The sequence below is a fragment of the Nocardia spongicola genome, from assembly GCF_047200775.1.
In the GTDB taxonomy this organism is placed as follows: Bacteria; Actinomycetota; Actinomycetes; order Mycobacteriales; family Mycobacteriaceae; genus Nocardia.
The window spans coordinates 11,568-36,532 of sequence record NZ_JBJZOO010000017.1; the positions used below are offsets into that span (position 1 = coordinate 11,568).

General features: G+C 65.2%; 22 protein-coding genes and 1 riboswitch. Of the genes, 10 read left to right on the forward strand and 12 right to left on the reverse strand.

Annotated features, from left to right (window positions below; all coding sequences use genetic code 11):
• Positions 1 to 173: 173 nt before the first annotated feature.
• Positions 174 to 902 carry an HAD-IA family hydrolase gene (locus ACL02S_RS21050; protein WP_412804194.1) on the forward strand — a complete coding sequence of 243 codons (729 nt, stop codon included), beginning with the start codon at positions 174 to 176 and terminating at the stop codon, positions 900 to 902.
• Here the strand turns inward: ACL02S_RS21050 and ACL02S_RS21055 are convergent.
• Positions 899 to 3,079 carry a malate synthase G gene (locus ACL02S_RS21055; RefSeq protein WP_412804195.1) on the reverse strand — a complete coding sequence of 727 codons (2,181 nt, stop codon included), beginning with the start codon at positions 3,077 to 3,079 and terminating at the stop codon, positions 899 to 901. The two genes, ACL02S_RS21050 and ACL02S_RS21055, sit on opposite strands and share 4 nt — an antisense overlap.
• Before the next feature lie 370 nt (positions 3,080 to 3,449).
• Here ACL02S_RS21055 and ACL02S_RS21060 point away from each other — a divergent pair, with 370 nt between their 5' ends.
• The 6 genes from ACL02S_RS21060 (at position 3,450) to ACL02S_RS21085 (ending at position 8,656) form a co-directional block, all read left to right on the forward strand.
• Entirely contained in the window at positions 3,450 to 3,617 is a 168-nt protein-coding gene (locus ACL02S_RS21060; RefSeq protein ID WP_412804196.1) for a hypothetical protein, read from the forward strand.
• A 31-nt stretch (positions 3,618 to 3,648) separates the two neighbouring features.
• Positions 3,649 to 4,938 carry an acyl-CoA dehydrogenase family protein gene (locus ACL02S_RS21065; protein WP_412804197.1) on the forward strand — a complete coding sequence of 430 codons (1,290 nt, stop codon included), beginning with the start codon at positions 3,649 to 3,651 and terminating at the stop codon, positions 4,936 to 4,938.
• Positions 4,939 to 5,090: 152 nt separating this feature from the next.
• Complete coding sequence (locus ACL02S_RS21070; protein ID WP_412804198.1) at positions 5,091 to 5,684, forward strand: DM13 domain-containing protein; 594 nt, start codon at positions 5,091 to 5,093, stop codon at positions 5,682 to 5,684.
• Between the two features lie 329 nt (positions 5,685 to 6,013).
• On the forward strand, positions 6,014 to 6,559 hold the full coding sequence (locus ACL02S_RS21075) for an HNH endonuclease (protein ID WP_412804199.1): 546 nt from the start codon (positions 6,014 to 6,016) through the stop codon (positions 6,557 to 6,559).
• Positions 6,560 to 6,586: 27 nt separating this feature from the next.
• Positions 6,587 to 6,859: a WhiB family transcriptional regulator gene (locus tag ACL02S_RS21080; protein WP_412804200.1), complete on the forward strand. Its 273-nt coding sequence runs from the start codon at positions 6,587 to 6,589 to the stop codon at positions 6,857 to 6,859.
• Between the two features lie 201 nt (positions 6,860 to 7,060).
• A complete protein-coding gene (locus tag ACL02S_RS21085; protein WP_412804201.1) occupies positions 7,061 to 8,656 on the forward strand; it encodes a VWA domain-containing protein in 1,596 nt (531 codons plus the stop codon).
• 24 nt (positions 8,657 to 8,680) lie between these two features.
• On the opposite strand, the gene gcvP is transcribed toward ACL02S_RS21085, so the two are convergent.
• The 8 genes from gcvP to ACL02S_RS21125 form a co-directional block, all read right to left on the reverse strand.
• Positions 8,681 to 11,491 (reverse strand): aminomethyl-transferring glycine dehydrogenase, encoded by a 2,811-nt coding sequence (gene gcvP / locus ACL02S_RS21090; protein ID WP_412804202.1) that lies wholly within the window; start codon positions 11,489 to 11,491, stop codon positions 8,681 to 8,683.
• A 158-nt stretch (positions 11,492 to 11,649) separates the two neighbouring features.
• Positions 11,650 to 11,749: riboswitch (glycine riboswitch) on the reverse strand.
• 114 nt (positions 11,750 to 11,863) lie between these two features.
• Positions 11,864 to 13,219: a M14 family zinc carboxypeptidase gene (locus tag ACL02S_RS21095; protein WP_412804203.1), complete on the reverse strand. Its 1,356-nt coding sequence runs from the start codon at positions 13,217 to 13,219 to the stop codon at positions 11,864 to 11,866.
• Positions 13,220 to 13,361: 142 nt separating this feature from the next.
• Positions 13,362 to 13,919 carry a MerR family transcriptional regulator gene (locus ACL02S_RS21100; protein ID WP_330231358.1) on the reverse strand — a complete coding sequence of 186 codons (558 nt, stop codon included), beginning with the start codon at positions 13,917 to 13,919 and terminating at the stop codon, positions 13,362 to 13,364.
• Positions 13,920 to 14,105: 186 nt separating this feature from the next.
• The gene (locus ACL02S_RS21105) at positions 14,106 to 14,579 is read right to left on the reverse strand and encodes a bifunctional nuclease family protein (protein WP_412804204.1); all 474 of its coding nucleotides are present in this window, start codon (positions 14,577 to 14,579) and stop codon (positions 14,106 to 14,108) included.
• A gap of 147 nt (positions 14,580 to 14,726) precedes the next feature.
• The gene (ftsR, locus tag ACL02S_RS21110; RefSeq protein WP_412804234.1) at positions 14,727 to 15,530 is read right to left on the reverse strand and encodes a transcriptional regulator FtsR; all 804 of its coding nucleotides are present in this window, start codon (positions 15,528 to 15,530) and stop codon (positions 14,727 to 14,729) included.
• Between the two features lie 97 nt (positions 15,531 to 15,627).
• Positions 15,628 to 16,113 carry an oxoglutarate dehydrogenase inhibitor Odhl gene (odhI, locus tag ACL02S_RS21115; protein WP_412804205.1) on the reverse strand — a complete coding sequence of 162 codons (486 nt, stop codon included), beginning with the start codon at positions 16,111 to 16,113 and terminating at the stop codon, positions 15,628 to 15,630.
• Positions 16,114 to 16,281: 168 nt separating this feature from the next.
• Positions 16,282 to 16,680 carry a glycine cleavage system protein GcvH gene (gcvH, locus tag ACL02S_RS21120; RefSeq protein ID WP_412804206.1) on the reverse strand — a complete coding sequence of 133 codons (399 nt, stop codon included), beginning with the start codon at positions 16,678 to 16,680 and terminating at the stop codon, positions 16,282 to 16,284.
• Positions 16,681 to 16,722: 42 nt separating this feature from the next.
• Positions 16,723 to 17,316: a CDP-alcohol phosphatidyltransferase family protein gene (locus ACL02S_RS21125; RefSeq protein WP_412804235.1), complete on the reverse strand. Its 594-nt coding sequence runs from the start codon at positions 17,314 to 17,316 to the stop codon at positions 16,723 to 16,725.
• A gap of 353 nt (positions 17,317 to 17,669) precedes the next feature.
• Here ACL02S_RS21125 and ACL02S_RS21130 point away from each other — a divergent pair, with 353 nt between their 5' ends.
• The 3 genes from ACL02S_RS21130 (at position 17,670) to ACL02S_RS21140 (ending at position 20,778) form a co-directional block, all read left to right on the forward strand.
• On the forward strand, positions 17,670 to 19,064 hold the full coding sequence (locus tag ACL02S_RS21130) for a DUF2252 domain-containing protein (protein ID WP_412804207.1): 1,395 nt from the start codon (positions 17,670 to 17,672) through the stop codon (positions 19,062 to 19,064).
• A gap of 126 nt (positions 19,065 to 19,190) precedes the next feature.
• Positions 19,191 to 20,087 (forward strand): nuclease-related domain-containing protein, encoded by an 897-nt coding sequence (locus ACL02S_RS21135; protein WP_412804208.1) that lies wholly within the window; start codon positions 19,191 to 19,193, stop codon positions 20,085 to 20,087.
• Positions 20,088 to 20,115: 28 nt separating this feature from the next.
• Positions 20,116 to 20,778 carry a phosphatase PAP2 family protein gene (locus ACL02S_RS21140; protein WP_412804209.1) on the forward strand — a complete coding sequence of 221 codons (663 nt, stop codon included), beginning with the start codon at positions 20,116 to 20,118 and terminating at the stop codon, positions 20,776 to 20,778.
• Between the two features lie 307 nt (positions 20,779 to 21,085).
• Here ACL02S_RS21140 and ACL02S_RS21145 read toward each other — a convergent pair whose 3' ends face one another.
• From ACL02S_RS21145 to ACL02S_RS21155, 3 genes are all read right to left on the reverse strand, one after another.
• Positions 21,086 to 22,033 carry a hypothetical protein gene (locus ACL02S_RS21145; RefSeq protein WP_412804210.1) on the reverse strand — a complete coding sequence of 316 codons (948 nt, stop codon included), beginning with the start codon at positions 22,031 to 22,033 and terminating at the stop codon, positions 21,086 to 21,088.
• 331 nt (positions 22,034 to 22,364) lie between these two features.
• Positions 22,365 to 22,784 (reverse strand): hypothetical protein, encoded by a 420-nt coding sequence (locus tag ACL02S_RS21150; RefSeq protein WP_412804211.1) that lies wholly within the window; start codon positions 22,782 to 22,784, stop codon positions 22,365 to 22,367.
• Between the two features lie 166 nt (positions 22,785 to 22,950).
• Positions 22,951 to 24,882: an acyl-CoA dehydrogenase family protein gene (locus ACL02S_RS21155; RefSeq protein WP_412804212.1), complete on the reverse strand. Its 1,932-nt coding sequence runs from the start codon at positions 24,880 to 24,882 to the stop codon at positions 22,951 to 22,953.
• Positions 24,883 to 24,965: the final 83 nt, after the last annotated feature.

Here is a 24,965-nt window from a genome sequence, read left to right on the forward strand (position 1 = left end):
CAGCATGCAGCATCCGGCGATCCCTCCACCGAACGCAGCGGGCAGTATGCTCCACCCCAACCTATCGGACAACTTCCTGGACTCATCTTCACGCTTCCACTGCAGTGGAGGCTTTGTCAGCCGGCGCCACCGAGTCGTGACTGCCCGGATCTGCTGACCCGAAGGACGGACCCGTGATCGAACTGACCCTTCCCCGGGATATCCGAATCACCTGCCGGGCAATCCTCTTCGATATGGACGGCGTACTCGTCGATTCCCTCGGCCTCATCGAGGAGCACTTACGAGACTGGGCACATACCCACGGATTGAACGCGCAGGAGGTCATCGCCGCCGCGCCCGGCCGGACGAACGCGGAACTCATCGCACAGTTCGCTCCCTGGCTGGACGTCCACACCGAAGCACGCATCATGCTCGACCGTGAGATCACCGAAATCGACGGCATCCGTGCCTGCCCCGGTGCGAGCGAACTTCTCGAGCAGCTACCGGCGACCGCCTGGGCGGTGGTCACCTCAGGGCACCGGCCGGTAGCCGTGAACAGGCTGAAGGCCGCGCGGCTACGCTCCCCCGCCGTGCTGATCACCGCAGACGACGTCCAGGCAGGAAAACCCCACCCCCAGGGCTATCTGGATGCCGCCCGGCTGCTCGGGGTCGCCCCGGAGGATTGCGTGATCTTCGAAGACGCCGATGCCGGACTCGCCGCGGCCACGGCTGCCGGAATCCGGGCGATCGCCGTCGTACCTCCCGCGGGAAGAGGACCGGCGTTACCCGCCGACCACGTTGTCCCAGATCTGTCCGCGGTGCACGCCACAATTGTCGATGAGCGCGCCGATCAGCTACTCCGGCCACAAAAATCCCCCGGCCCAAACAGCTGGACCGGGGGATCGAGTGCCCGCGGAGATTAGGCGCAGGCCTGCGCCTTGGCCTCACGACGACGCCGGTGCAGGATCGGCTCGGTGTACCCGTTGGGCTGCGCGGTGCCCTCCAGGATCAGTTCCTTGGCCGCCTGGAAGGCGATGCTGCCCGCGAAGTCCGGCGCCATGGCCCGGTAGTTCGGGTCGCCCGCGTTCTGCCGGTCGACCACCGGAGCCATCCGCTCCAGGCTCGCCACCATCTCTTCGGCGGTGACGACGCCGTGGCGCAGCCAGTTCGCCATCAGCTGGCTCGAAATGCGCAGGGTCGCGCGGTCTTCCATGAGCGCGACATCCTTGATGTCGGGCACCTTGGAGCAGCCGACGCCCTGGTCGATCCAGCGCACCACGTAGCCGAGGATGGACTGCGAGTTGTTGTCCAGCTCTTGGCGCTTCTCCTCGTCGGTCCAGTTCGGGTCGGCGGCCAGCGGGATTTCCAGGATCTGATCGACCGTGGCGCGGCGACCGCCCTTGGCGATCTCCTGCTGCCGCTTGAACACGTCGACCAGATGGTAGTGGGTCACGTGCAGGGTGGCCGCGGTCGGCGAGGGCACCCACGCGGTATTGGCGCCCGCGCGCGGGTGGCCGATCTTCTGCGTGAGCATATCGGCCATCAGGTCGGGCATAGCCCACATACCCTTGCCGATCTGCGCTTTACCCGGCAGGCCTGCGGCCAGACCGGTGTCGACGTTCCAGTCCTCGTAGGACAGGATCCACTGCTGGGACTTCATCTCCGCCTTGCGGACCATCGGCCCGGCCACCATCGAGGTGTGGATTTCGTCGCCGGTGCGGTCGAGGAAGCCGGTGTTGATGAACACGACGCGCTCGGCGGCGGCCTGGATGCAGGCCGCGAGGTTCACCGTGGTGCGGCGCTCCTCGTCCATGATGCCGACCTTGAGCGTATTGCGCTCCAGCCCGAGCACGTCTTCGATCCGGCCGAACAGCTCATTGGTGAACGCGACCTCGTCCGGGCCGTGCATCTTGGGCTTCACGATGTAGATCGAGCCGGTGCGGCTGTTGGTCAATGCCACATCGTCGCGCAGGCTGTGCTTGGCGATCAGCGAGGTGATCAGGCCGTCCATGATGCCTTCCGGCACCTCGTTGCCCTCGGCGTCGAGGATCGCGTCGGAGGTCATCAGATGACCGACATTGCGCACGAACAGCAGCGACCGGCCGTGCAGCGCGAGCTCGCTGCCGTCCAGCGCGGTGTACACGCGGTCGGGGTTCATGGTGCGGGTGAAGGTCTGCTCACCCTTGGTGACCTTCTCGGCGAGGTCACCCTTCATCAGGCCGAGCCAGTTGTGGTAGCACAGCACCTTGTCCTCGGCGTCAACGGCGGCGACCGAGTCCTCGAAGTCCATGATGGTGGTGACCGCGGACTCCAGCACGATGTCCTTGACGCCTGCGGTATCGGTGCTGCCGATGGGCGAGTCCGGGTCGATCTGGATCTCGATGTGCAGACCGTTGTGCTTCAGCAGCACCGAGCTCGGCGCCTGCGGATCACCGAGGTAGCCGACCAGCTGTGCGGGGTCGGCCAGCCCGATGCTGGTGCCGTCCTCCAGGCCGACCTCGAGTTCGCCGTCGACGATCTTGTAGTACGACGAACCGATATGCGAACCGGTGATCAGGGTGACCGCGTCGTCGAGGAAGTTGCGCGCCCATTCGATGACCTTGTCACCGCGCACCTTGTTGTAGCCGGTGCCCTTCTCCGCGCCGTTGCCCTCGGAGATCGCGTCGGTGCCGTAGAGCGCGTCGTACAGCGAGCCCCAGCGTGCGTTCGCCGCGTTGATCGCGAAACGGGCGTTCATCACCGGCACCACGAGCTGCGGGCCCGCGGTGGCTGCGATCTCGTCGTCGACATTCTGGGTGGAGATCCGGAAATCGGCTGGCTCGGGGCGGAGGTAGCCGATCTCGGTCAGGAAGTTCTTGTAGGCGGCCTTGTCGTAATTCGCGCCGGGGTGCTCGGTGTGCCAGGCATCGATCTTGCCCTGGATCTCGTCGCGTTCGGCCAGCAGGGCCCGGTTGCGCGGGGCGAGATCGGCGATGACCTGCTCGGCACCGGCCCAGAACGCGGCGGAATCCACGCCGGTACCGGGAAGCGCCTCGTTCTCGACGAACTCGTGGAGAACGCTGGCCACCTGGAGCCCGCCGACCTGAATCCGCTCTGTCATCTATTGCCTCACTTCCGAGAAAGCCGAGTGGGAAAACAGTGCCATGTTACCCGTGGGTAGTAGCGCCATCCCTGGTCGGGTCGGCCATCCCTGCCCCGGCTATCGCCACTACACCGAGGGGGAACACATCCCGCACCGGTAGATATTCCGGCGGTGGATATTCCGGCGACCGTACTGCCCCTTGATCGTATCGCGCGGCCGATTTACTGTACTGACCGGGACATTTATCGCCGCACCAGGAGTTGGGGTGCCACGTACCGACGAGATCGCCGCCGCCATCGGGACAATCCGGGACCGGGCAGGCCTCGGCGCTCGTCGTCCCCGATGTTCGCACTCGCCGAATCGGGCGCGGGTGTGCTGACCACAGGCCATGAGCGCGGGCTCGGCGCAGAAACTGTTGCTTACCGGCAACCAGGTGTTCGCCAACGCTGCGCTCGGCATACCGGGCGCAGCGGCGTTCCGGTACCGGACGCACCGCATCCACTCCCCCGGCGATATCGCCGAGATCCTCATGACCCGCTGTTCCACGGCGTGGTGAGCGACACCACCCGATATCCGAAAGGTTGACCATGGCTTGGGATTTCGAGACCGAACCGGAGTACCAGCGCAAGCTGGACTGGGCGGCGGAGTTCGTCCGCACCGAAGTGGAACCGCTGGATCTGCTCTACCCCAACCCCTACAACCGCACCGACCGCGAAGCCATGGCGCTGATGCGACCACTCAAGGAACAGGTGAAACAGCAGGGCCTATGGGCCTGCCATCTGGGACCTGAGCTCGGCGGCCCCGGCTACGGGCAACTGAAACTCGCCCTGCTCAACGAGGTGCTCGGCACCTCGATATGGGCGCCGTCGGTATTCGGCTGCCAGGCACCGGACTCGGGGAACGCGGAGATCCTGGCCCACTACGGCACGCCGGAACAGCGGAAAACCTATCTGGAGCCGCTGCTGGCCGGGGAGATCGGCTCATGTTATGTGATGACCGAGCCGACCGGCGGTTCGGATCCGACCCTCTTCCGGACCCGCGCGGTACGCGACGGCGATAACTGGGTGATCAACGGCGAGAAGTGGTTCAACTCGAACGCGCAGTTCGCCGGCTTCCACATCGTCATGGTGGTGACCGATCCGGAGGTCAGCCCCTACCGAGGCATGTCGATGTTCATCGTGCCCGCCGACGCGCCCGGCCTGGAGATCGTGAAGAACTTCCACGTCGCCGGGTTCAGTGAGCACGAGGGCCATCTGCGGTTCACCGATGTCCGAGTTCCCGCCGACCACCTGCTCGGGGCCGAGGGCCAGGGCTTCGTCGTCGCGCAGACCCGGCTCGGCGGCGGCCGGGTACACCACGCTATGCGCACTGTCGCCCTGGTCCGCAAGGCATTCGACATGATGGCCGAGCGCGCGGTGTCGCGTCCGATGCGCGGCGGCCCCTTGGCCGGGCTGCAGATGACCCAGGAACGCATCGCCGACAGTTGGATCGAGATGGAACAGTTCCGGCTGCTGGTACTGCGCACGGCATGGCGCATCGACAAAGAACAGGATTATCAGAAGGTCCGCAAGGACATCGCCGCCATCAAGGTCGCCATGCCGAAGGTGCTGCACGATATCACCCAGCGCGCCCTGCACCTGCACGGCGCGATCGGCGTGAGTCAGGATCTGCCGTTCATGGACATGCTCGGCTATGCCGAGGTGATGGCCATCGCCGACGGACCGACCGAGGTACACAAGATCACCCTCGCGAAGGAGGTCCTGAAGGACTACGCGCCCGCGGATCCGGTGTACCCGAGCGGCTACCGGCCCACACTGCGGGAGCAAGCACGCGAACTCGTGGCCCAGCGCCTCGAGCACATCGTCGGGAACCTCTGAGCCACCTGTATGAGGTGGCGCCGGGGATCAGAACACCGACCCGGCCGGTCACCCGCTGTGCCGAATCCGCCTACGGCACAATCCGGCCGGGCCACCGCCCCGATGGCATCCACCGGCGCACGGCTTGGTGATGCCTGCCACCGTCGGGCAGAATGAGCTCGACCCTCTTGGGCCAACTGACAACTTACGGAGAAGCCATGGTGTCCGCACGCAGGATCGCGCGTTCGCCGATCACCTGGATCGTCGCTGTCCTGGCAATAGCGGGGCTCGGCACCGCCCTGGCCCTTTTCCAACCGTGGCGCCTGGTCACGAACACCACCGTCGAGGAGGCGGCGCCGACGGTCGCTGTGGCCCCTGCACCGGACGCCACAGCACCGACGCAGGCACCGCAACCGCGTGTGCTCGCCCGCGGCACGTTCCTCTCGCACGAACACGCGACCTCGGGCACCGTCGTAGTGTTGCAACTGTCCGATGACAGCCGGGTACTGCGGTTGGAGAATCTCGACACCACCGACGGGCCCGACCTGCACGTCTGGCTCACCGATGCCCCGGTACTCGAAGGCCGTGCCGGATGGTCTGTTTTCGATGACGGCGCGTACACCGACCTCGGCACCTTGAAAGGCAACCGGGGCAACCAGAACTACCCGCTTCCGGCCGACGCGGACCTGACTCAGCTGACCAGCGTCGCCATCTGGTGTGACCGGTTCAACGTCTCCTTCGGCGCAGCCGAGCTGCGACCGGTCTGAGCCGACCTCCGCTCTCGGCCACGCCTGCGGTCGCGGGCGAAAAATCACCCGACAACCGTGGGTGCGCTGTGCCACCATATGTTTCGACATCGACCACCGCGGCACAGGTGGTCACCGGCGAGCAGTGGAGAGGAGGCGGCGATGATCCCGGATTCGGGAAAACCAGCGAACGTAACGATGGCACGGTTACCGATCACGGGCAACGGGTGCGGCGAGTCGATGCGTATGTGGCATAGCGAACAGCGCGGAAGCCGCCTCCTCGCCCTCGGCTGATCCGCCCGCATTCCTTTCATCTCTCACTCGATTCCGTACGGAACACGGTAATTCCCATGATATTCCGCCATGCCACAAAACCGATCGCACCGACTGCCGCGAACTGGGTACGCAGCAGCGTCCTCGTCGTGAATGCCTCCTATGAGGCGCTGACGGAGATCCGGGCCGACCGAGCCGTCACGCTGCTCGTCACCGGTGTCGCGGAATCGATCGCCGACCATGAGCCGCATTTCCCGATTCGATCACAGCACAGAGAACTGTTTCTGCCACAGACGATCAAGCTCTTGCGTTACGTATACCTGGAGTACACCGCACTGGTACACGACGAGAGCAAGGCGACGCAGGCAGGCGTGCTACGTCGGGATCGGCACCGGTGCGGCTACTGCGCGAGCTCGGCCCGCACCGTAGACCATATCCGGCCGCGTTCACAGGGCGGCCCGAACACCTGGAGCAATCTGGTGGCCTGCTGTGTGCCCTGCAATACGGCCAAGGCCGACCGCACCCCGGAGGAAGCGGGTATGCGCCTGCTCTGGCAGCCGACGGCCCCCACACACCGGATCAGGCAGCAGCGGCGGATCTGGAAGCAACTCGCAGGCACGTGATCACGATCGAGAAAGGAGAACAGCGCGATGACGCATACCGAGACCACCGCCGCCACGGGACCAGTCCTGACCGACCTGCTCGCGCTCTCGGACTCCGACAGATGGCACCGGGCGGCCTGCCGCGGCGACCCGAACCACGAGGCCTGGTTCCCGTATCCGTCTCAGGACTTCGACTACGCGAGGAATGTCTGCGCCCGGTGCCCGCTGCGGGAGGCATGTGCCGAATTCGCCATGCGCACCGGACAATCAGGGGTCTGGGGCGGGCATGAGTTCGACCGCGGACGCATGATCCGCTACTGAGAGCGTCCCCGTCGCGCGGGTCCGGGGTAACCGCGGACCACCCATCGTGACGTGGCCATGGGCCACACCGTATTCCGCGCAGCGGGGAACCTCGCCGATTTCGTCTGCCCCGAGGGACCATACACTGACCACGTGGGCACTCATCGTCGCCGAACGAGCTCCAGGGGCGTCAGCAAAGGACTGGTTATCACAGTAGTCGCTGTGCTGGTATTGGCTGCGAGCATTGTCGGTTGGTTCCAGCTGCGTCATCGCGCGGCCGATCGAGACAGTGCGGCGGCGGCCGAGTGCGTAGCGGGGCCCGCGACACTCTTCGTGACGGCCGACCCGAATATCGCGACGCAGGTGCGGGCCGCTGCCGACAGCTACAACGCGACCCAGCCACGAGTACGTGACCATTGCGGGCGAGTCGAGGTGACCGCACAGCCGTCCCCCGCGATGGTTACCGCGTTCACCAACGGTAAGCCGTGGGATCAGGCGCTCGGCCCACAGCCAGCGCTGTGGATCGCCGATTCGACCCGTTCGATCGAATCCATGCGGGTGCCCGGTCTGATCGAGGGCACACCGGAACCGATCGCAGCCAGCCCGATCGTGCTCGCGGTGCCACCGGAGCTCGGCCTGGCACTGCAGCAGGCCGCCATCTCCTGGGCGGATCTGCCCCGCCTACAGCAAGGCTCGCTCAGCGAGCTCGGATTGTCCGGCTGGGGTGGTCTGCGCCTGGCCTTACCGCCCGGCGACCCCACACTGGCCGCGGCCACAGCGGTCGGCTCCGTCGTCTCCGGTGCCGATCCACTCGATATAGCGGCAGCGCAGTCCGGTCAAGTGGTCGCCGCGATCTCCGGGCTGGCCGCCGATGCCCCACGGGAATCCGATCCGACGACCGCGCTGGCGGCGCTCGCAGCGCAGGATGCGCCGGTGCACGCGGTCGCGACCACCGAACAACAAGTGTTGGGCCGATCCGGAGTAGTCGCGTTCCGGCCTACCGGGGCAACACCGATAGCGGATTACCCGGCCGCGCTGATGTCCGGCGCGTGGGTGGACGAGACGCAGAACCTCCTCGCCGGGCTCTTCACCGACTACCTGCGCAAACCGGAGCAGGCACAGGACTTCACCGCGACCGGCTTCGAGCAGGCGCCGCGCGCCGCGGCCACCGTCCCACCACGTGCCGCCCTCGATACGGTGCGCGCCATTCTGACCGATCCTGTCCTCGGGGTACAGTCCACGGTCCTGGTCGATGTCTCGGCCTCCATGGGCACCGCCGAAGGCGCGACGACTCGGCTTTCGAATGTCCTTGCCGCCCTGAACTCGACGATGACGGTTATGCCACCCGACTTCGGCCTCGGCGTATGGACCTTCGGCGAAGACCTCGGCAACGGCTTCCCCTATCGGATAGCCGCAGCGACAGCGGCGCTCAGCGCCGAACAACGGACGAAGATCAGCACAGCACTCGACACCGTCCGCCTCGACGAGAGCCGTACCGACCAGGCATATCCCGCACTGATCGCCGCGTATCGAAGCGCTGTCACCGATTACACACCGGGCCGCACCAATTCGGTGCTGCTGATCACCGATGGACCGGACGACGACTCCACGGTCACCGGCCCACAGCTGATCGCGGCGATCGACGCGGCCACCGACAGCACCAAGCCGGTCCGTATCGACGTGATCGTGCTCGGCGGCAACGGCACCCGAACCCTGGAGACACTGGCCGAGCAGACCGGCGGCAGCTACACCCGCCTGGCCACCTCCAACGATCTCGGCTTCGGCTCAGCCGTCGTCCAGGCGCTCACCACACCGTAACCCGGACGCGGCGAACCGGCCCGCTCACTCCGAATACGCCGCCAGGGGCGGGCACGAGCACACCAGATTCCGGTCACCGTGGGCGCCGTCGATCCGGCGCACCGCAGGCCACACCTTCGCCCTGGCATGTCCGAGACCACGCGGATAGACCGCCTGCTCCCGACTGTAAGGGTGCTCCCACTCGCCGACCAACGAGGCCGCGGTGTGCGGCGCACCGCGCAGCGGGTTGTCGGTCACCGGCCACACCCCGGCGGCGACCTGGTCGATCTCCGCCCGAATGGCGATCATCGCTTCGATGAAATCATCCAGCTCGGCCAGGTTTTCGCTCTCGGTCGGCTCAACCATCAGAGTGCCTGCCACCGGGAAACTCATCGTCGGTGCGTGGAACCCGTAGTCCGCCAGGCGTTTCGCCACATCGTCCACGGTGACACCGGTCTGCTTGGTGATCTCGCGCAGATCCAGGATGCATTCATGGGCCACCATGCCATGCTCACCGGTGTAGAGAACCGGGAAGTACTCACCGAGCCTGCGCGCGATGTAGTTCGCCGAGGCGATCGCCGACAATGTCGCCCTGCGCAAGCCACCCGCACCCATCATCCGGATATAGGCCCAGGTGATGGGCAGGATCGAGGCCGAGCCGTACTGCGCTGCCGATACCGCGTGCGACCCTGCTTCCAAGGGGTTGCCCGGCAGGTATCGCGCCAGATGTTCGCGGACCGCGACCGGGCCGACACCGGGGCCACCACCGCCGTGCGGGATGCAGAATGTCTTGTGCAGGTTCAGGTGGCTGACATCGCCGCCGAACCGACCCGGCCGAGCCAGACCGACCAGGGCGTTCAGATTGGCGCCGTCGACATACACCTGACCACCGGCATCGTGCACCAGAGCACACAACTCGGCGATCTCGTGTTCGTAGACGCCGTGCGTGGATGGATAGGTGATCATGATGCAGGCCAGGCGTTCGGCGTGGTCGGCGATTTTGGCGCGCAAATCGTCCAGATCCACGTCCCCGTTGGCGCGGCAGCGCACCACTTCCACCCGCAGTCCGGCCATAACCGCCGATGCCGCGTTGGTGCCATGCGCACTGGACGGGATGAGACAGGTATCGCGGTGAATATCGCCGCGGTCGAGATGGTACCGGCGGATCGCCAGCAGACCGGCGTATTCCCCCTGGCTGCCCGCATTGGGTTGCAGGCTCACCGCGGCGTAACCGGTGATATCGGACAACCAGCGTTCCAAGTCCGCGATCACCCGTAACAGGCCGGGCGCGTCCTGCACCGGCGCGTACGGGTGCACCCTGGCGAAACCGGGCCAGGTGATGGCTTCCATCTCCGCGGTGGCATTGAGTTTCATGGTGCACGAGCCGAGCGGGATCATGCTGCGGTCCAATGCGATGTCTTTATCGGACAGCGAGCGCAGATAGCGCAACATGGCCGTCTCGGTGTGGTATTTCGTGAACGCGGGGTGGGTCAAGAACTCCGAGGTGCGGTTTTCGATCGCGGGGACCGGAGCAGGCGGCGCCTGCTCGAGCGACGCTTCGGTGCCGAAGGATTGGAGCACGGCCAGCACATGCGCCTCGGTCGTCGCCTCATCGCATGCGATAGCGACATGGTCGGCATCGACCAGCCGCAGATTGATACCGTGCGACTTCGCCTTCGCTACTACGGCGTCCGCACTGCCGGGCACATGGGCGAGGACCGTGTCGAAGAAGTGGTCGTGCACGACCACACTGTCCAGCCCGGCCGCGATCGACTTGGCATACCCGTGCACCCTGCGGGCGATAGCACGCAGACCGTCGGCGCCGTGATAGGCGGCATACATCGCGGCGACGATCGCCAGCAGCACCTGCGCGGTGCAGATATTGGATGTCGCCTTTTCCCGGCGGATGTGCTGCTCCCGTGTCTGTAAGGCGAGCCGGTAGGCGACGTCGCCATCCGCGTCCACCGAGACCCCGACCAGACGCCCAGGCAACTGACGAGCCTGTGTCTGACGCACCGCGAGATACCCCGCGTGCGGGCCACCGAATCCGAGCGGAACACCGAAACGCTGGGTGGTGCCGAAGCACACATCGGCACCCTGCTCGCCGGGCGGTGTGATGAGTGTCAGCGCCAGCAGATCAGCGCCGATCGCTACCAAGGCGCCGCGCTCGTGCGCCGCGGCGATGACACCGGTCCAGTCCACGATGCGGCCGGAGGCACCCGGCGTCTGTGCCAGCACACCGAAGAATTCTCCTTCGGGCAGTTCGCCCGCGGACAGGTCCGCCTCGACGATCTCCAGGCCCACCGGCGCCGCTCTGGTGTACAGCACCGTCTTGGTCTGCGGAAACAGATCGGCATCGATGACCAGCCGAGCGGATTTCGCCTTACTCGCACGGCGCAGCAAGGTCATCGCCTCGGCGGCAGCGGTGGCTTCGTCCAGCATGGAAGCATTGGCGAGGTCCATACCGGTCAGATCCGCCACCATGGTCTGGAAGTTGAGCAATGCCTCCAGCCTGCCCTGGCTGATCTCGGGCTGATAAGGCGTATAGGCGGTGTACCAGGCCGGGTTCTCCAACAGATTGCGCACCAGCACCGGTGGGGTCAGCGTGTCGTAATACCCGAGGCCGATCATCGAGGTGGCCACGGTATTGGACTGCGCGAGCTCCGCCAGCTCGGCGAGTACCTCATGTTCGGTGGCCGCCGCGGGCAGTTCGGTCAGACCACCACCGTCCTGGATACCCGCGGGCAGTGCCACAGCCGCCAGTTCATCGAGTGACGACACCCCGACGACGTCCAGAATCCGGTCCAGTTCGGCTCGGTCGGGTCCGATATGGCGATCGGCGAATGAGCGGGTCACAACAGCTCCCAAGGTCGGGCGAGGTCGACCGCGGGGTCGACAGGTACCGGCCCTCCCCCTCTGTCGTGGCGCCTGAGAGATTCGGGTGCCACGGCCTGGCGGCCGAGCCCCTTTCCCCATGGGCGGGTGGCTCGAAGCCACCGCTTTCCAGAGGCGTCGGAATCCGAGCGGTCCTGGTGCCTGAGAGATTGACGGGGAGGTGCTGCTCCTTCGGCGCCCGGGCTCGTATCGAGACCGGGACTCTCCCGCACGGTGGCGACGCACCGGTCAGTGTATGCCGAAATCATGCCGAAATTCGCATAGCCACTACATGGCAAGTGTCGCCCTTGTCACTCTGGTTGTCTTCGTTACTCGACCGGTCCGGAATAACGGTCAGATGGCCAGGCCCGCACGCAGTCGTGTCGCCGCGAGCAACACCGACTCCGCTTGGATCCCCACCAGCCGTGCCAACGGCACCGCGGTGCCCGGCGCGTTCTGCTCGATATCGGCGCACCACTGGTCGAAGAGCGCGGCGAATCGATCGCGTTCGGCAACCAGCTCGGGGCAGGCATCGCGGCGGCATTCCTCCTCCAGCAGCCGCAAGAGCATGCCGCCCAAACGCAGGCGCAGCATGGCGGCCGTGTTGTACTGCTCGAGGAAGATCTCGCCTTTGGTCGCGATCCGGTGCCGCCCCGGCACCGACCCTCTGCTCACCGCGATACCGGGCAGTCTGGCGGTCAGCGCGCGCACTGATCGTTCGAACGGACTGTGCCCGCTCAACCGGCCTGCGACTCGCGCGAGCACACCGGCAGCCGCTTCCGCCATCGCGTGATACTCGACCGCGGTGGCATCGAGCAGATCGCCGAGCATGCGATCACCCGCCGAACTGTCATTGATTCGCCCATCGGCCCATAACGGCAGCTCACAGACCAGGATCGCGGTGTCGTAGCGCGCGGTATAGTCTCGGCAACCACCCCCGCCCAAAGCCGCGATCGCATCGAGCCCGCGGGCGGTGAGCAGATCGGCCATCGCCTCGAACAGCGGCAGTTCGAAGACCCCTCTGGCCAGCGTACGCGCGCCCGACACATCGGGTTCTCCCTGATAGACCGGAATATCCGCGGCAACGAGCCGATCGGTCAGCGCAGTCCAGTACCCAGGGTCGCCACCAGTGGTGTAGAAGAACCCACCCCCGAATTCCGCATTGTGCAACGACGCGATCAACGCGGGCCGGGTGCGGTCGATCAACGCCATCATGGCCTCGGTCTCCGGTAGTGGGACACCGACCGACCGGCCACGCCATACGGTCGGGAAACACCATTCCGGCTGTTCGGTCGCAGGCGGGCGGTAGAGCCCGCGGGCGACGCCGGTTCTGGTATGCGGGCCCGCGAACCACCCTTCGTTGAGCCGGGTCCCATCGGGGTCGACACACAGCACGAAATGCCACGTGGCCCCTACCGTCACCGCATCGTCGGCGACCATCCGGCCGAGCAGATGGCGGATCGTCGCCATGCCGATGGGCTCGTTCGGATGTGGATTACCCAGCACCAGGATGTGCTGCTCGCCCGATCCCACCCGAATTTCGCGAATCGGGTCACCACCACGAGATCGTCCGAGTTCGGTGCTCGACACCCGGTCCGGATAATCGGCTACCAGCGCATCGGCGAACGCGTTCAGCTCGTCGACGGTCGGGAATGCTTCGAGACAGTCGATCGGCCCGACAAGCCGGGTGATTTCCTCGTCTGTCCGCACGGCGCCCCTCCTCATTGCCGCCGCATCCCTTTCACCCGCCGCACCTGTACGCGCCGCGCTACCCGGCCGATCTCCGCTCCGGCCGTTGGAACGCTTCAATTGTCCTGATCAAGCTTGTTCTGGTCGAGCTATGAACGCAGGGCTAGCCCGTCTTTCGGTTCATGCGCGCCTTACGGCGGAACGACAACTCGTCCTCCGGGCGTTCGGTAACCGCCGAGGCGCGTTCCGCGGGGAAATTCGCGATGGCACCGGTCAGTTCCCGCATGGCACCGCTGACGGCGATACCGAAGACACCCTGCCCGCCCTGCAGTAAATCGACGACCTCCTCGGCGGAGGTGCACTCGTAGACCGACGTGCCATCGGAGAAGAGTGTGATACCTGCCAGATCCTGCACACCACGGCTACGTAGATGATCGACAGCGATCCGGATGTTCTGTAGGGAGATACCCGCGTCGAGCAGCCGCTTGACAATCTTGAGAACCAAGATGTCCTTGAACGAATACAGCCGCTGACTCCCCGAGCCGGCGGCACTGCGGATGGAGGGCACCACCAAACCGGTGCGTGCCCAGTAGTCGAGCTGCCGGTAGGTGATCCCCGCTACCTGGCATGCACTAGGGACGCGATAGCCGACCAAGTCGTCAGGTACCGAATCGTCCGGGAACAGGCCTGGCTGTACCACATCCTGCGATTGCTCTGCCACTGACCACTCCCTTGCTTCGCCGACGCATTCCCAGCCTCATCAATGATCCGGTTCCATTGCCGACCGAACCGGTGCGGATTCGGCCGAAACGGACGCGACCCAACTGTCGAGATTACTCCCCCGATTGTCCAGGGAGCGGCCTCATCGAGCCAAACGCGACGCGCGGTAAAAATCTCTATCTCTACTTCAGCTATCGGTTGCCTTGAAATCGTCCGGTGACACCGATTCGAGGAACTCCTTGAACTTCTCCACCTCGTCCTCGCGCTCATCCGGCATGACCAGCCCGGCTTCCTCCAGGACAGCCTCTTCTGCGTGGATCGGACAACCCACCCGCAAGGCGATGGCCACCGAATCGGACGGCCGCGCCGAAATCCGCAGGTCGTTCTCGAAGACCAGATCCGCGTAGAAGGTGCCTTCCTGCAAATCCACGATCCTGACCTCCTTGAGGGTACGCCCCAGTTCGGTGATCAGGATCTTGATCAGATCGTGGGTCAGCGGGCGGATGGGCGTCACCCCCTCCTGCTCGAGCACGATCGCGGTCGCCTCGGCCTGCCCGATCCAGATCGGCAGATACCGATCGCCCTCTACCTCACGGAGCAACAGCACGGGCTGGTTCTGTGGCTGCTCGACACGGATGCCGATCACGCGCATTTCGCTCATCGCACTGCCTCCCATACTCGCCACCGGCCCGGCATGACCACTGCTGAGCCCGCCGTACCACGAGTCTAGGCGAACCCACACCGGTGCAGCGATCTGTCTGCACAGCCGAAATCAGCATGTTGGGCCGATGAAACCTGCCACAGGGGGTCATGCCTGCAAGGAACTCCGGACCGAGGACTTCACCAGACAAGTGTGCAACGTCAGCGATAACGCGGCCAGCTCGCGGCCCGTCTCCTCCGCTCGGGCACGCGCGTCCGCATCACGGCTCTTCGCGATCGGCGCGACAATCTGCGCCACCAACGCGGCCTCCCGATCGGCGGCGAGCTTGAACGCGCGCAAATGCCTTGCCTCCAAACCGAATTCAGCCATCGCTCGGGCTGTCTTGACCAAGGTGACCGCGTCATGGTCGAAGTAGCCTGCTGAGCCCGGCGCGATCAGCGCGGCCCGGACCAGGTCGTCCAGGAACTTCTCCTCGACCTCGGCCTGAGCCAGCAGATCTGCCCGGGTGAGCTGGATATCGTGGTCGAACCGCAGATCTTCCGGTGAAACCTCATCCGGTACGACCCCCAACCGCCGGTGTGTCGAGCTCTGGCGCGCGTCGCGATCGGACCCCGGCGGCTGCGCAGCGGTATCCGGCACGGCAGCCTCGGACTCCGCCGTCCCGGTCCGAACGGAGTGCGCTCGGGCGCGGGCTTCCCGCACCCCGAGCGTCGCCGCACCGCTGTCGATTGCCTCCAGCTGCTCCTTGATCACCTTGAGCGGTAGGTACTGATCACGTTGCGCGGTGAGTACGAACCGGAGCCGTTCGACATCAGCGGCCGAGAACCTCCGATAGCCCGAAGGCGTCCGCTCCGGCCGAATCAAGCCCTCAGCTTCCAGGAAGCGGATTTTGGAGATGGTGACATCAGGAAAATCGGGACGCAGCAGATCCAACACGGAGCCGATCGACATCCCTCCGCGCGCCCACTGCGCCGCACCGGTCACAGCGCCAGATCCTTCATCACCCCGAGCCCTTCATCGGGTATGAGAAGACCCGGCGCCGTCATCGTCATAGACTGCCCGCACCCGCCGAAGAGTCGGTCACCTGCGCGCGCGGCCCGGTGAGGAATACCAGCCGGAACTTACCGATCTGGACCTCGTCACCGTTCTGCAACTCCGAGGAGTCCACCGGCTCGCGGTTCACGTATGTGCCGTTCAAGCTGCCCACATCGACTACCTGGAACGAATCGTCGTCCTGCCGGAATTCGGCATGCCGACGGCTGACGGTGACGTCATCGAGAAAGATGTCACTGTCGGGGTGACGCCCCGCCGATGTCGTCGGCTGATCCAGCAGGAATCGCGAACCCGCGTTCGGGCCACGTTTGACCACCAAGAGGGCCGCGCCGACGGGCAGGCCCTCAACCCCTTGGACCGGCTGCTCACCGGTCGGCTCTCCGGAGCGCGACGCGTCGACCTCGTTCAGGAAATCCGCGCGGAAGACCGACGTCGTCTCGGCCGCGGCCTCCCCGTAACCCGGGTCTTTGTTCTCGCTCACCGTTTCTCTCCTCCTCGAACCTGATTATCCCTGCAAGCAGGTAGTACCTCTGGCACCGCGACCTACCGTCGAGTCCCTGGATTCCCGGCACAACCGCCGGGCGCATCCGTTGGCATTGACCGTACCCTGCCGGACCGCGCCCGTGCAGGTAGAACTGGGAAGGCTGCTTCAGCCCCCGATAACTCCTTGATAACCTGCGGCATCGAGCAGTTCACCGAGCGTGGCGTCGAGACTCTCCTCGTCGCTCACCTCCAGCTCGAACAGCCACCCCTCACCGTAGGGATCGGCATTCAAGGCCTCCGGCTCGGCAGCCAATTTCTCGTTCACCGCAACAACTTTCGCATTCAGCGGTGCGTAGATGTCGGACACACTCTTGGTCGACTCCACCTCTGCGATGCTGTCGGCGGCGGCCACCTCCGCGTCCGCTTCCGGCAGCTGCACGAACACAACGTCACCGAGTTGAGACTGGGCGTAGTCGGTGATACCGACCCGCACCCGGGTCGGGGCGATCCGGCGTATCCACTCGTGCTCCTCGGTGTAGCGCAGATCCTCGGGGGTCTGGGTCACAGGCCGTCCTTTCGTTCGAACGTGGCACGCAAACTCTATCGGCTACGCACTCCGGTGCCGCACAGCCGGTAGCGCTCGCGCGACCACAACGGCCTTACCGGTATAGAGCACCCCGGTCCACAAGTAAACCGCGGTCCCCCAGACCAGTAACGCCCCGCCGAAGGCCCGCCCGAAACCATCGGCCGCCCAGTCCATCTGCCCGGCCAACAACCATGGCAGTGCCGACATCAGCGCGAAGGTGGCCGCCTTGCCCAGATAGATCACCTCGGGCGGGGGCAGATCGCGGCGTTTATACACCGACAGCGTCAACGTCAGCACGAGATCCCGCCCGACAAGCAGTGCCGCCACCCACCACGGGATCAGGCCACGGATCACGAAGGCCACCAGAGTGGTCACCAGATACAGGCGGTCGACGAAGGGATCGAGCAGCGCGCCCAACCGGGAAGACTGATCCAACAGCCGGGCCAGTTTGCCGTCGAGGAAATCGGTGATACCGCTGACGATCAACAGGACGAACGCCCAGCCATCGGCCCGCTCGACCAACAGCAACCACAGGAACAGCGGGACGCCGAGCAGGCGCAGTATGCTCAGCACGTTCGGTACGGTCAGGATACGGTCGGCGAAGACGCCCGGCATCGCGCCGTCGACGGCACGCTGCTCGGGTTCCGCTGCGCCTGATTCGGTCGTCACGTCCCCGTGCATACCGCATCAACCCCGCCACCGCCATCTCCACGCGCCGATTACCCGGATGTTCGTCCGATCGACCGACGCGGCGATAGATTCCACCACAGTGCGACAACGAGAAGATGATAGATTATTACTATCATTCAGCAATAGAGTGCCGGGCTCGCCCAGTACCGCGATCGCCTCCTTCCCGCGCATCTCGCCCCACCCGCCTCCCGCGACCCACGCCGATACCACTGCGGGCTCCACGAGATGAGGCGGATGCCACACCGACGCCGGTACCGCGACCACTAGCGTGATTCGTCATGTCGGACAGCGCTATCAATCTACGGTCCTTCGTCCCCGCGGAGCAGGTCCGCGCCAAGGGACGCGCATTGCGTCAGCGGGTTCCGGTCGACACCAGGGATCGAGCAGCCACCGGCGGGCACCGCCCGGATGTGCTCGATTTCGTGGAGGCAAGCAACGCGGGGCGACTTGCGCACCTGATACCGCTGCGCATCGGACGGATGATCACCTCACCCTTCGCCTTCTACCGAGGAACCGCGGGGCTGATGGGCGCCGACCTGGCAAACGGTCCGAACAGCGGGCTCACCGCTCAGTTATGCGGCGACGCGCATGCGGCGAACTTCGGGCTCTACGGCACGGCCCGCGGTGAGATCATCATGGACATCAACGACTTCGACGAAACGATCGCGGGGCCGTGGGAGTGGGATCTGGAACGGCTCGCCGCCAGCCTGGTGCTGGCCGGGCGCACCGCAGGTGCGAGTGAGGACGACTGCCGCACCGCAGCGCGCGATGCCGCCCGCTCGTACCGGCTCGCTGTCGACGCACTCGCCACGATGCCGTTCATGGAGTCCTGGAACGCGCTCCCCGACAAGTCCGTGATCGCCAGAACCCAGGCCGAGGGGCTGATCGACGACTTCGAGAAGGCGGCAGAGAAAGCACGCAAGAACACCAGCGCCAAGGTCGTGGCCAAATGGACCGAGCATCTCGAAGACCATGAGACCGGTATCCGCGAGCACCGGTTCGTCAGCGATCCGCCGATTCTCACCGCGGTGGACGAACAGGTCGCCGAGCGAGTGATCAGCGGGCTGGAACGATACGCCGAGACCCTGCGTGAGTCCCGGCGCAATCTTCTGGATCGATTCGCGGTGTCGGACATAGCGTTTCGCATCGTCGGCACCGGAAGTGTGGGCTTGCACACCTATGTCGCGCTGCTGCACGGCAACGAGGGTGAGTCGCTGGTCTTACAGGTGAAACAGGCCAATAGCGCCGCATTGGCCCCGTATCTGCCGGCACAGCTCGTGCGACATGAGGGCGAGCGCATCGTGCGGGGCACCAGACTGGTGCAGTCGGACACCGATATCCTGCTGGGCTGGACCTCACTGAGCCCAGCCGACGATGGTATCGAATTACCTTTTATAGTAAGGCAATTCCGAAATTTCAAGGGCAAGATCGATCCCACCGAACTGCCTGCGAGCGACCTGGACGACTACGGCAGGCTGGCGGGCGCGCTCTTGGCCAGGGCCCATTCCCGCTCACTGGACCCCCGGCTGCCTGCAGGCTATCTGGACGGTGACGAGCGTTTCGACGAGGCGGTGGCCGCCTTCGCCGTGCGCTATGCCGATCGCGCCGAGGCCGATCACGCCGAACTGGTCACGGCGGTCCGCGCAGGCCGGATCGCGGCCGAAGAAGCGTAACCGAACCGAACGAATCACGAAAAGGGCCCGCCCGGTTCGCTGTTCGTCGGCGTGGAGGCGGCGAACTCGGTGCGGGACCTCGTATCCTGTCCTCTGTCGAGCGCTGACACGAAGGGTGGTCCGCCAATGCTCGTGCGAGTCCAGGATGCCACAGGCACCGATGCCGAGCGCACGCTGATCGATTGGCTGCGCACCTGGAAAGATCCAGGGAGCCCACATGGCGTCGCGACGATCAACTGCAACCTGTTCCACAAGGAACGGCTCCATCATCTCGACGCGGTGATCTGGACACCGACCAGCTGCGTTGTGCTCGAAACCGATGCGCTCACCACCGAGCAGGACGGCCTGCTGGAGGTCCCGCTGAACGGCCAGTGGACGATCAACGGTGAGCCCATGGCAACCGAGCGCCGCGGCCGCCACACCCCGCTGGAGCGGTCACGAGAACACACCTTCGCGCTACAGGATTGGCTGGCCGCCCGTGGCCTCGGACAGCGTGTCGTCCATGGCGTCGCGCTGATCCTCCCCTTACGCGGCGCTCGGGTGCAGCTGGAGCAGGCCTGGGCCGATCCGAGTTTCGATGTGATCATCGGCAGTGAGCCCGATCCGCTACGGCGCTACTTCGACGCACTCGCCGCCCAGGAGAAATTCCTCTGGACCGCCAACGATGTCGCCATCGCGTTCCGCGGTCTCGGTATCCTGCCCTATCTACCCGCACCGCAGGAACTGCTGAACGAGGGCTTCCTCGGCCCGATCGACATCACGCTGTGGCACGGCAGCCCCAATCAAGCACAAGCAGAGGCCTACGCCGAGGAACTCGCGCAGGCCGAACGGGATGCGCGAGCCTCGGCCTTCGCCATCCGGGCGCCCTGGTACAGCCCGTGGAAGCTGTATCCGCGCGAGGAGGGCAACCTGGATCTCGGTCGCGCGGTGCTGCGCACCCTGCTGGCCGTCGGCATGGTTATCGCCTTCACCTGGGTTGTGTGGTTCGTCATCACCGCGATCTCGACCTACGGCCCCGGCTGATCGAACATCCGGCCGCTATGGTCGAGCAGTGCGCGCAGGACGGGAGAGCGGCCCCGGCAAGAACACCCCGGCGAAGAAAACCCGGATCGGTCTCGCCACGACATGCGCGGCGGGCACTGCCGCAGTGCCCGCGACTCTGCCCGCCGACGGCGGACCATCGGCGTTGGATCAGGCGATCGCCGATCCCATCCATCAGGCACTCGATACGCATCCCGGCGTCTACCAGGCACTCGTCGTCCCGAGCAATGGGTACGTCCTGCTCCCGCTACTGCTCCTGGCCTGCGCTTGGTTCATGTACCGCGGCGCGAGACGATACGCGGTGACGATGCTCCTGGTACCGGAACTGGCCGTGGCCGGCAATACCTGGCTGCTGAAGCCGCTGTGGGGACGGCAACTGCACGACTATCTCGCCTATCCCAGTGGACACACCGTCCATCTGGTCGCCATCGCGGCAACCTTCATGCTGCTCGTGGACTCCGTACGAGCCCGGCTGGCAGCGGGTGCGGTGGCCTGCGTATCGATGCTCGCGGCAGCCGTCGGCATGATCGGCCTCGACTACCACCATCCGACCGATATCCTCGGCGGCGTCACCGCGGCCATCACACTCGCGATCCTGCTGTGCTGGGCGGCGGAAGTCCTGATCGAGCGCGGCGCGGCCCGGATCCGCGCCTTCCATACCCGCGCGCCCTGAACGGGAGCACGGACCGCCACGCGTCATGGATACCCGCCATTCCTCGGTGCGTACCCAGCGGCAGTAGGTGGGGTACGGCCGGAATCCGCAAGCGACCTGCCACCGAGCGACCACACGCGCATTCGGTCCCGGTCCGGAGCGCAGCTTCCGCCAGGCATCCATCGCGGCGGCCATCGTCGAACACGCCCCAACAGATTGTGGGCACACAAGAAGCGTGCCGTTTCGTGCATGATCCATAATCGAGGGGCGGAAGTCGTCTGGCAGGTCAGTAGAGTGAGCCTCGTCCGGCAGAGAACCGTATCGGTCGTCAGATACGTTCCGGTGAAAGCGCCAACGACGGGACGAGTGTTGTCAGGTCGACCAGCTCGATACGTTCGCTGTGGGCACGAACGAATTCCGCAATGGTGAAATCGGTTGCGGGTCCGAAGCGTTGCTCGAACCGGGACCTGAAGTGAGCAGGCGATCGACCGAGTGCCCACGCGATCGTCGACGTGGTTGTTGTAAGAAACCGGACCGGTAGCGCACCGACGACGAAAAGCTGAGCACGCCGACCGCTTTCATCGAGCGCCAAATGAACCAGGTCGGCGACGACACTGTGCTTGCGCATAGCGTCTTTACCCTTCCACTGTGCGAGTTTGAACTCGGCGATCCGACGGTCGGTTTCCAGATCGAACGGCCGCGACGGATCATTTCCCGCTGCCAGCGAGGGCCGCCGGACGACGACCTCTCCTTCTTCCAATACGATGGGTAGCACGCGCGCGATGACGGTCGCATGAATGACGTCGTTGATGCGCCCGACCTGCGTGCGCACAGCTAGTGCGGCATCGAGAAGATCATCGCTGAATCCGTACTCGGTTATCACCTCACGACTCGTTGCGGATCCCGTATGCTGGAAAGCGGCTTCCGCAGCGGCAAGGTGCGCTGTCAGGTCGTGGTCGGTGAGAAACCGTGACAGCGTCGCGAACGACTCGGCCAATTCATCTATGCCACTGGTCTCACCGGACTCCTCGGACGCCTCCACTCGGGCACTTTGGGTCCGCGACGGCGTGTAGACACTGGTCGACAGCCCCAACCTGCGCAACTCGGCGAGGGCTCGATGCGATGTATACGCCGAGCGCGGCAAACCGGTGATCAGTTGATACACCTGCTTGGGCGGATAGCGTTTGTCCGCGACAACCACCCAATGCTCGCGCAGCGGCTCTGGTTCGACCTCGCTGATCGCCTCGAACACCGAAGGCCCGATCACTTCTTCCATGCCAGAGAGGTTTCCCTACCACAGGCGGGTACAGCAACCGACGACGCCGAGTGTGCCGGCCTGACGGACGATCAGAGGTATGGCTGAGCCCGGCTCGGTATTGTCTCCATCTGCAGAGGGATGAACGACATGGCCCCGGTTCGATATCCAAGGGTCCTGCGACAGCGACGCGACAATCTCATCGCGCATCGGACAATCCCGCCGCGGTACCCGCGCCGCCCTAGGTGGGAGTGCGGGCCACCGAAACACCCAATGCCGCCGGATCAGGTCCGGTCGAACACAACGCGGATCTTGTGCTCGGTCCTGGTCGAAGCCCCGGAGGCCGGGGCGGCTACTTCTCTGAGAGATGAACCAGAATCTTACTCAGCGCCTCGTTCATGCTGCCGAGTTGCCCGTCGATCTTATCGAGGCGGGCATCTACCTTGTCCAGGCGTCCGTCCATCTTGTCCAGGCGAGTCTCCATCTTGTCCAGCCTGGTGTCCACCTTGTCCAGGCGAGTCTCTACCTTGTCGAGCCGGGCGTCTACCTTGTCGAGACGACCGTTCACCTCATCGAACCGCTCGTTCATCGTGGCCCGGACTTCGCCGAACTCGGCCAGCGTAGCCGCGTGATGCTCGTGCATCGTACGGCGGATCTGGGTGGTATCCGCTTTGATGTCGGTGGTATCTGCCTCGAGTCCCCCCAGGGCGTCACCGGTCCTGTATTGCGCAGCCTCCAGGCTGGTCAGCCGTTCAGTGGTCGAGCGCGTCATCTACGGTCCCTTCGGTGAACTCCCCATTCCCTGAATGGGGCGGAGTATATCCAAGCGTTCCCGCGGCAGCGAGACCACAGCCCGATCGTGCATCGATAATCGCGCGGCCAGTGCCCTCGTGTCCCGAACGAGGGTACCGGCCGCGAGAGCGCCCGGCGCCACCGGATCAGGTCCGGTCGAACACGCTCGCATCATGCAGCATGGCCGCGCGCAGCATGGACTCCGGCACACCCATGCCCTCGACCAAGGTCAGGGCATGCGGACGCAACCGGTCGACCAGCTCGTTCACCCCACGGCGCACCGCCTTCGCCCGCTCCACCGACATGAACCGGTGCATGATGAACCACGCCTGGTTCTCCTCCAGCGTGGAGTAGACGAACAAATCACATACCGCGTCGGCGAGTTCACGCGCGTCCGGATCCTCGATATCGGCGATCCCCTCGATGAACGCCTCGAGCACAAGCCGGTCGATATGCGCCGAACCGGCGGCGAGAATGTGATCCTGCGCGTTATTGAATGCCTCGAACGGACTGGTGTCCTGCGCCCTGGCCCGCAGCCGGTGCGCCGCGGTCCGAACCAGATAGTCCTCGCGATCGGCGAACAACTGCAGTTGCACGTCTCGCCGCGCGAGGTCACCTTCGTCGACCGATTCGTCCCCTCGATCACGCAAGGTCTGGATCAGCTGACGCACACCGGACCGCTTACGCACCACATCACCGGCCATGGTCGCGGCGAAACGCACCCAGCCGAGCGCGTCCAGATCACGCACCTCATCGGAGTAGGAGGTGAGCAGTTCCTTGGCCACCAACTGAGTGAGCACCACATTGTCACCTTCGAAAGTGGTGAACACATCGGTGTCGGCCTTCAGCGTGACCAACCGGTTCTCCGTGAGGTAACCCGCGCCACCACATGCTTCACGGCATTCCTGGATAGCGCGGGTGGCATGCTCGGTCTGCGCGACCTTCAGGCCTGCGGCGCGCTTCTCCAGCGCCCGCTGCGCGCCCGGCTCCAGATCCTGGTCGGTCTGCACCAGATGCATCCGGCGCACCAGATCGTTCTGCGCGAACGCGAGCGCGTAGGACTTCGCGACCAAGGGCAGCAATCGACGCTGGTGGTTGCGGTAGTCCAGCAGGACCGTCTCCACACCGGTATCGGGGTCGGTGAATTGGCGGCGCTTCAACCCATAGCGGATCGCTATGCTCAGCGCGACCCTGGCACCGGCCGCTGCCGCGCCGCCGACACTGACCCGGCCGCGCACCAAAGTGCCGAGCGTAGTGAAGAACCGGCGGCTGGGATTGTCGATATCGGAACTGTAGGTGCCGTCCGGTGCGACATCGGCGTATCGGTTGAGCAGATTCTCCCGCGGCACCCGCACGTGATCGAAGATGATGCGCCCGTTGTCGACGCCGAGCAGGCCGCCTTTGAGGCCGTCGTCGAGAGTGGTCACGCCGGGCAGGTCGGCGCCGCTCTCATCACGGATCGGCACCAGCAGACAGTGCACACCCTTGTTCTCGCCATTGGTGATCAGCTGTGCGAAAACCGCGGCCATCCTGGCATGTTCGGCCGCACCGCCGATGTAGTCCTTACGCGCCGACGGTGTCGGCGAGTGCACGATGAACTCCTGTGTCCTCGGGTCATAGGTCGCCGTGGTCTCCAGGTGCGCGACATCACTGCCGTGCCCGGATTCGGTCATGGCGAAGCATCCGAGCAGATCCAGCGAGATCAGCTGTTTGACATACTCCTGGTGCCGTTCGGTGCCGAGGTTTTCCACCGCACCGCCGAACAAACCCCACTGCACACCCGCCTTCACCCACAGCGATATGTCCGCGTAGGCCAGCGTCTCCAAGCCGACCACCGCCGCGCCCGGCTCGCTGGTCCCACCGTTCTCCCGCCGAAATCCGCGTTCGGCGATTCCCATGGTGGCGATGGCGCGCATCTGCTCCAGCACCCGCGCTCGCGCCGCCTTGTAGTCCAGCGTGGGATCCGCGGCGAACTCCTCGCCGGCCAGCAGGTTTCGAGTTTCCTCCCGGACCGCTCCCCAAGGGCCGTCCAGGGCTGTACGTAGGTGATCTGCCGTTGTTGCCGTACCGGTCGTCATAACTCGACGATAGCCCGGCCAACGAACACCTAATCGTTGACATAACAAGCCCGCAGCACCCCTTGCCCGGTATTGAACGGGCG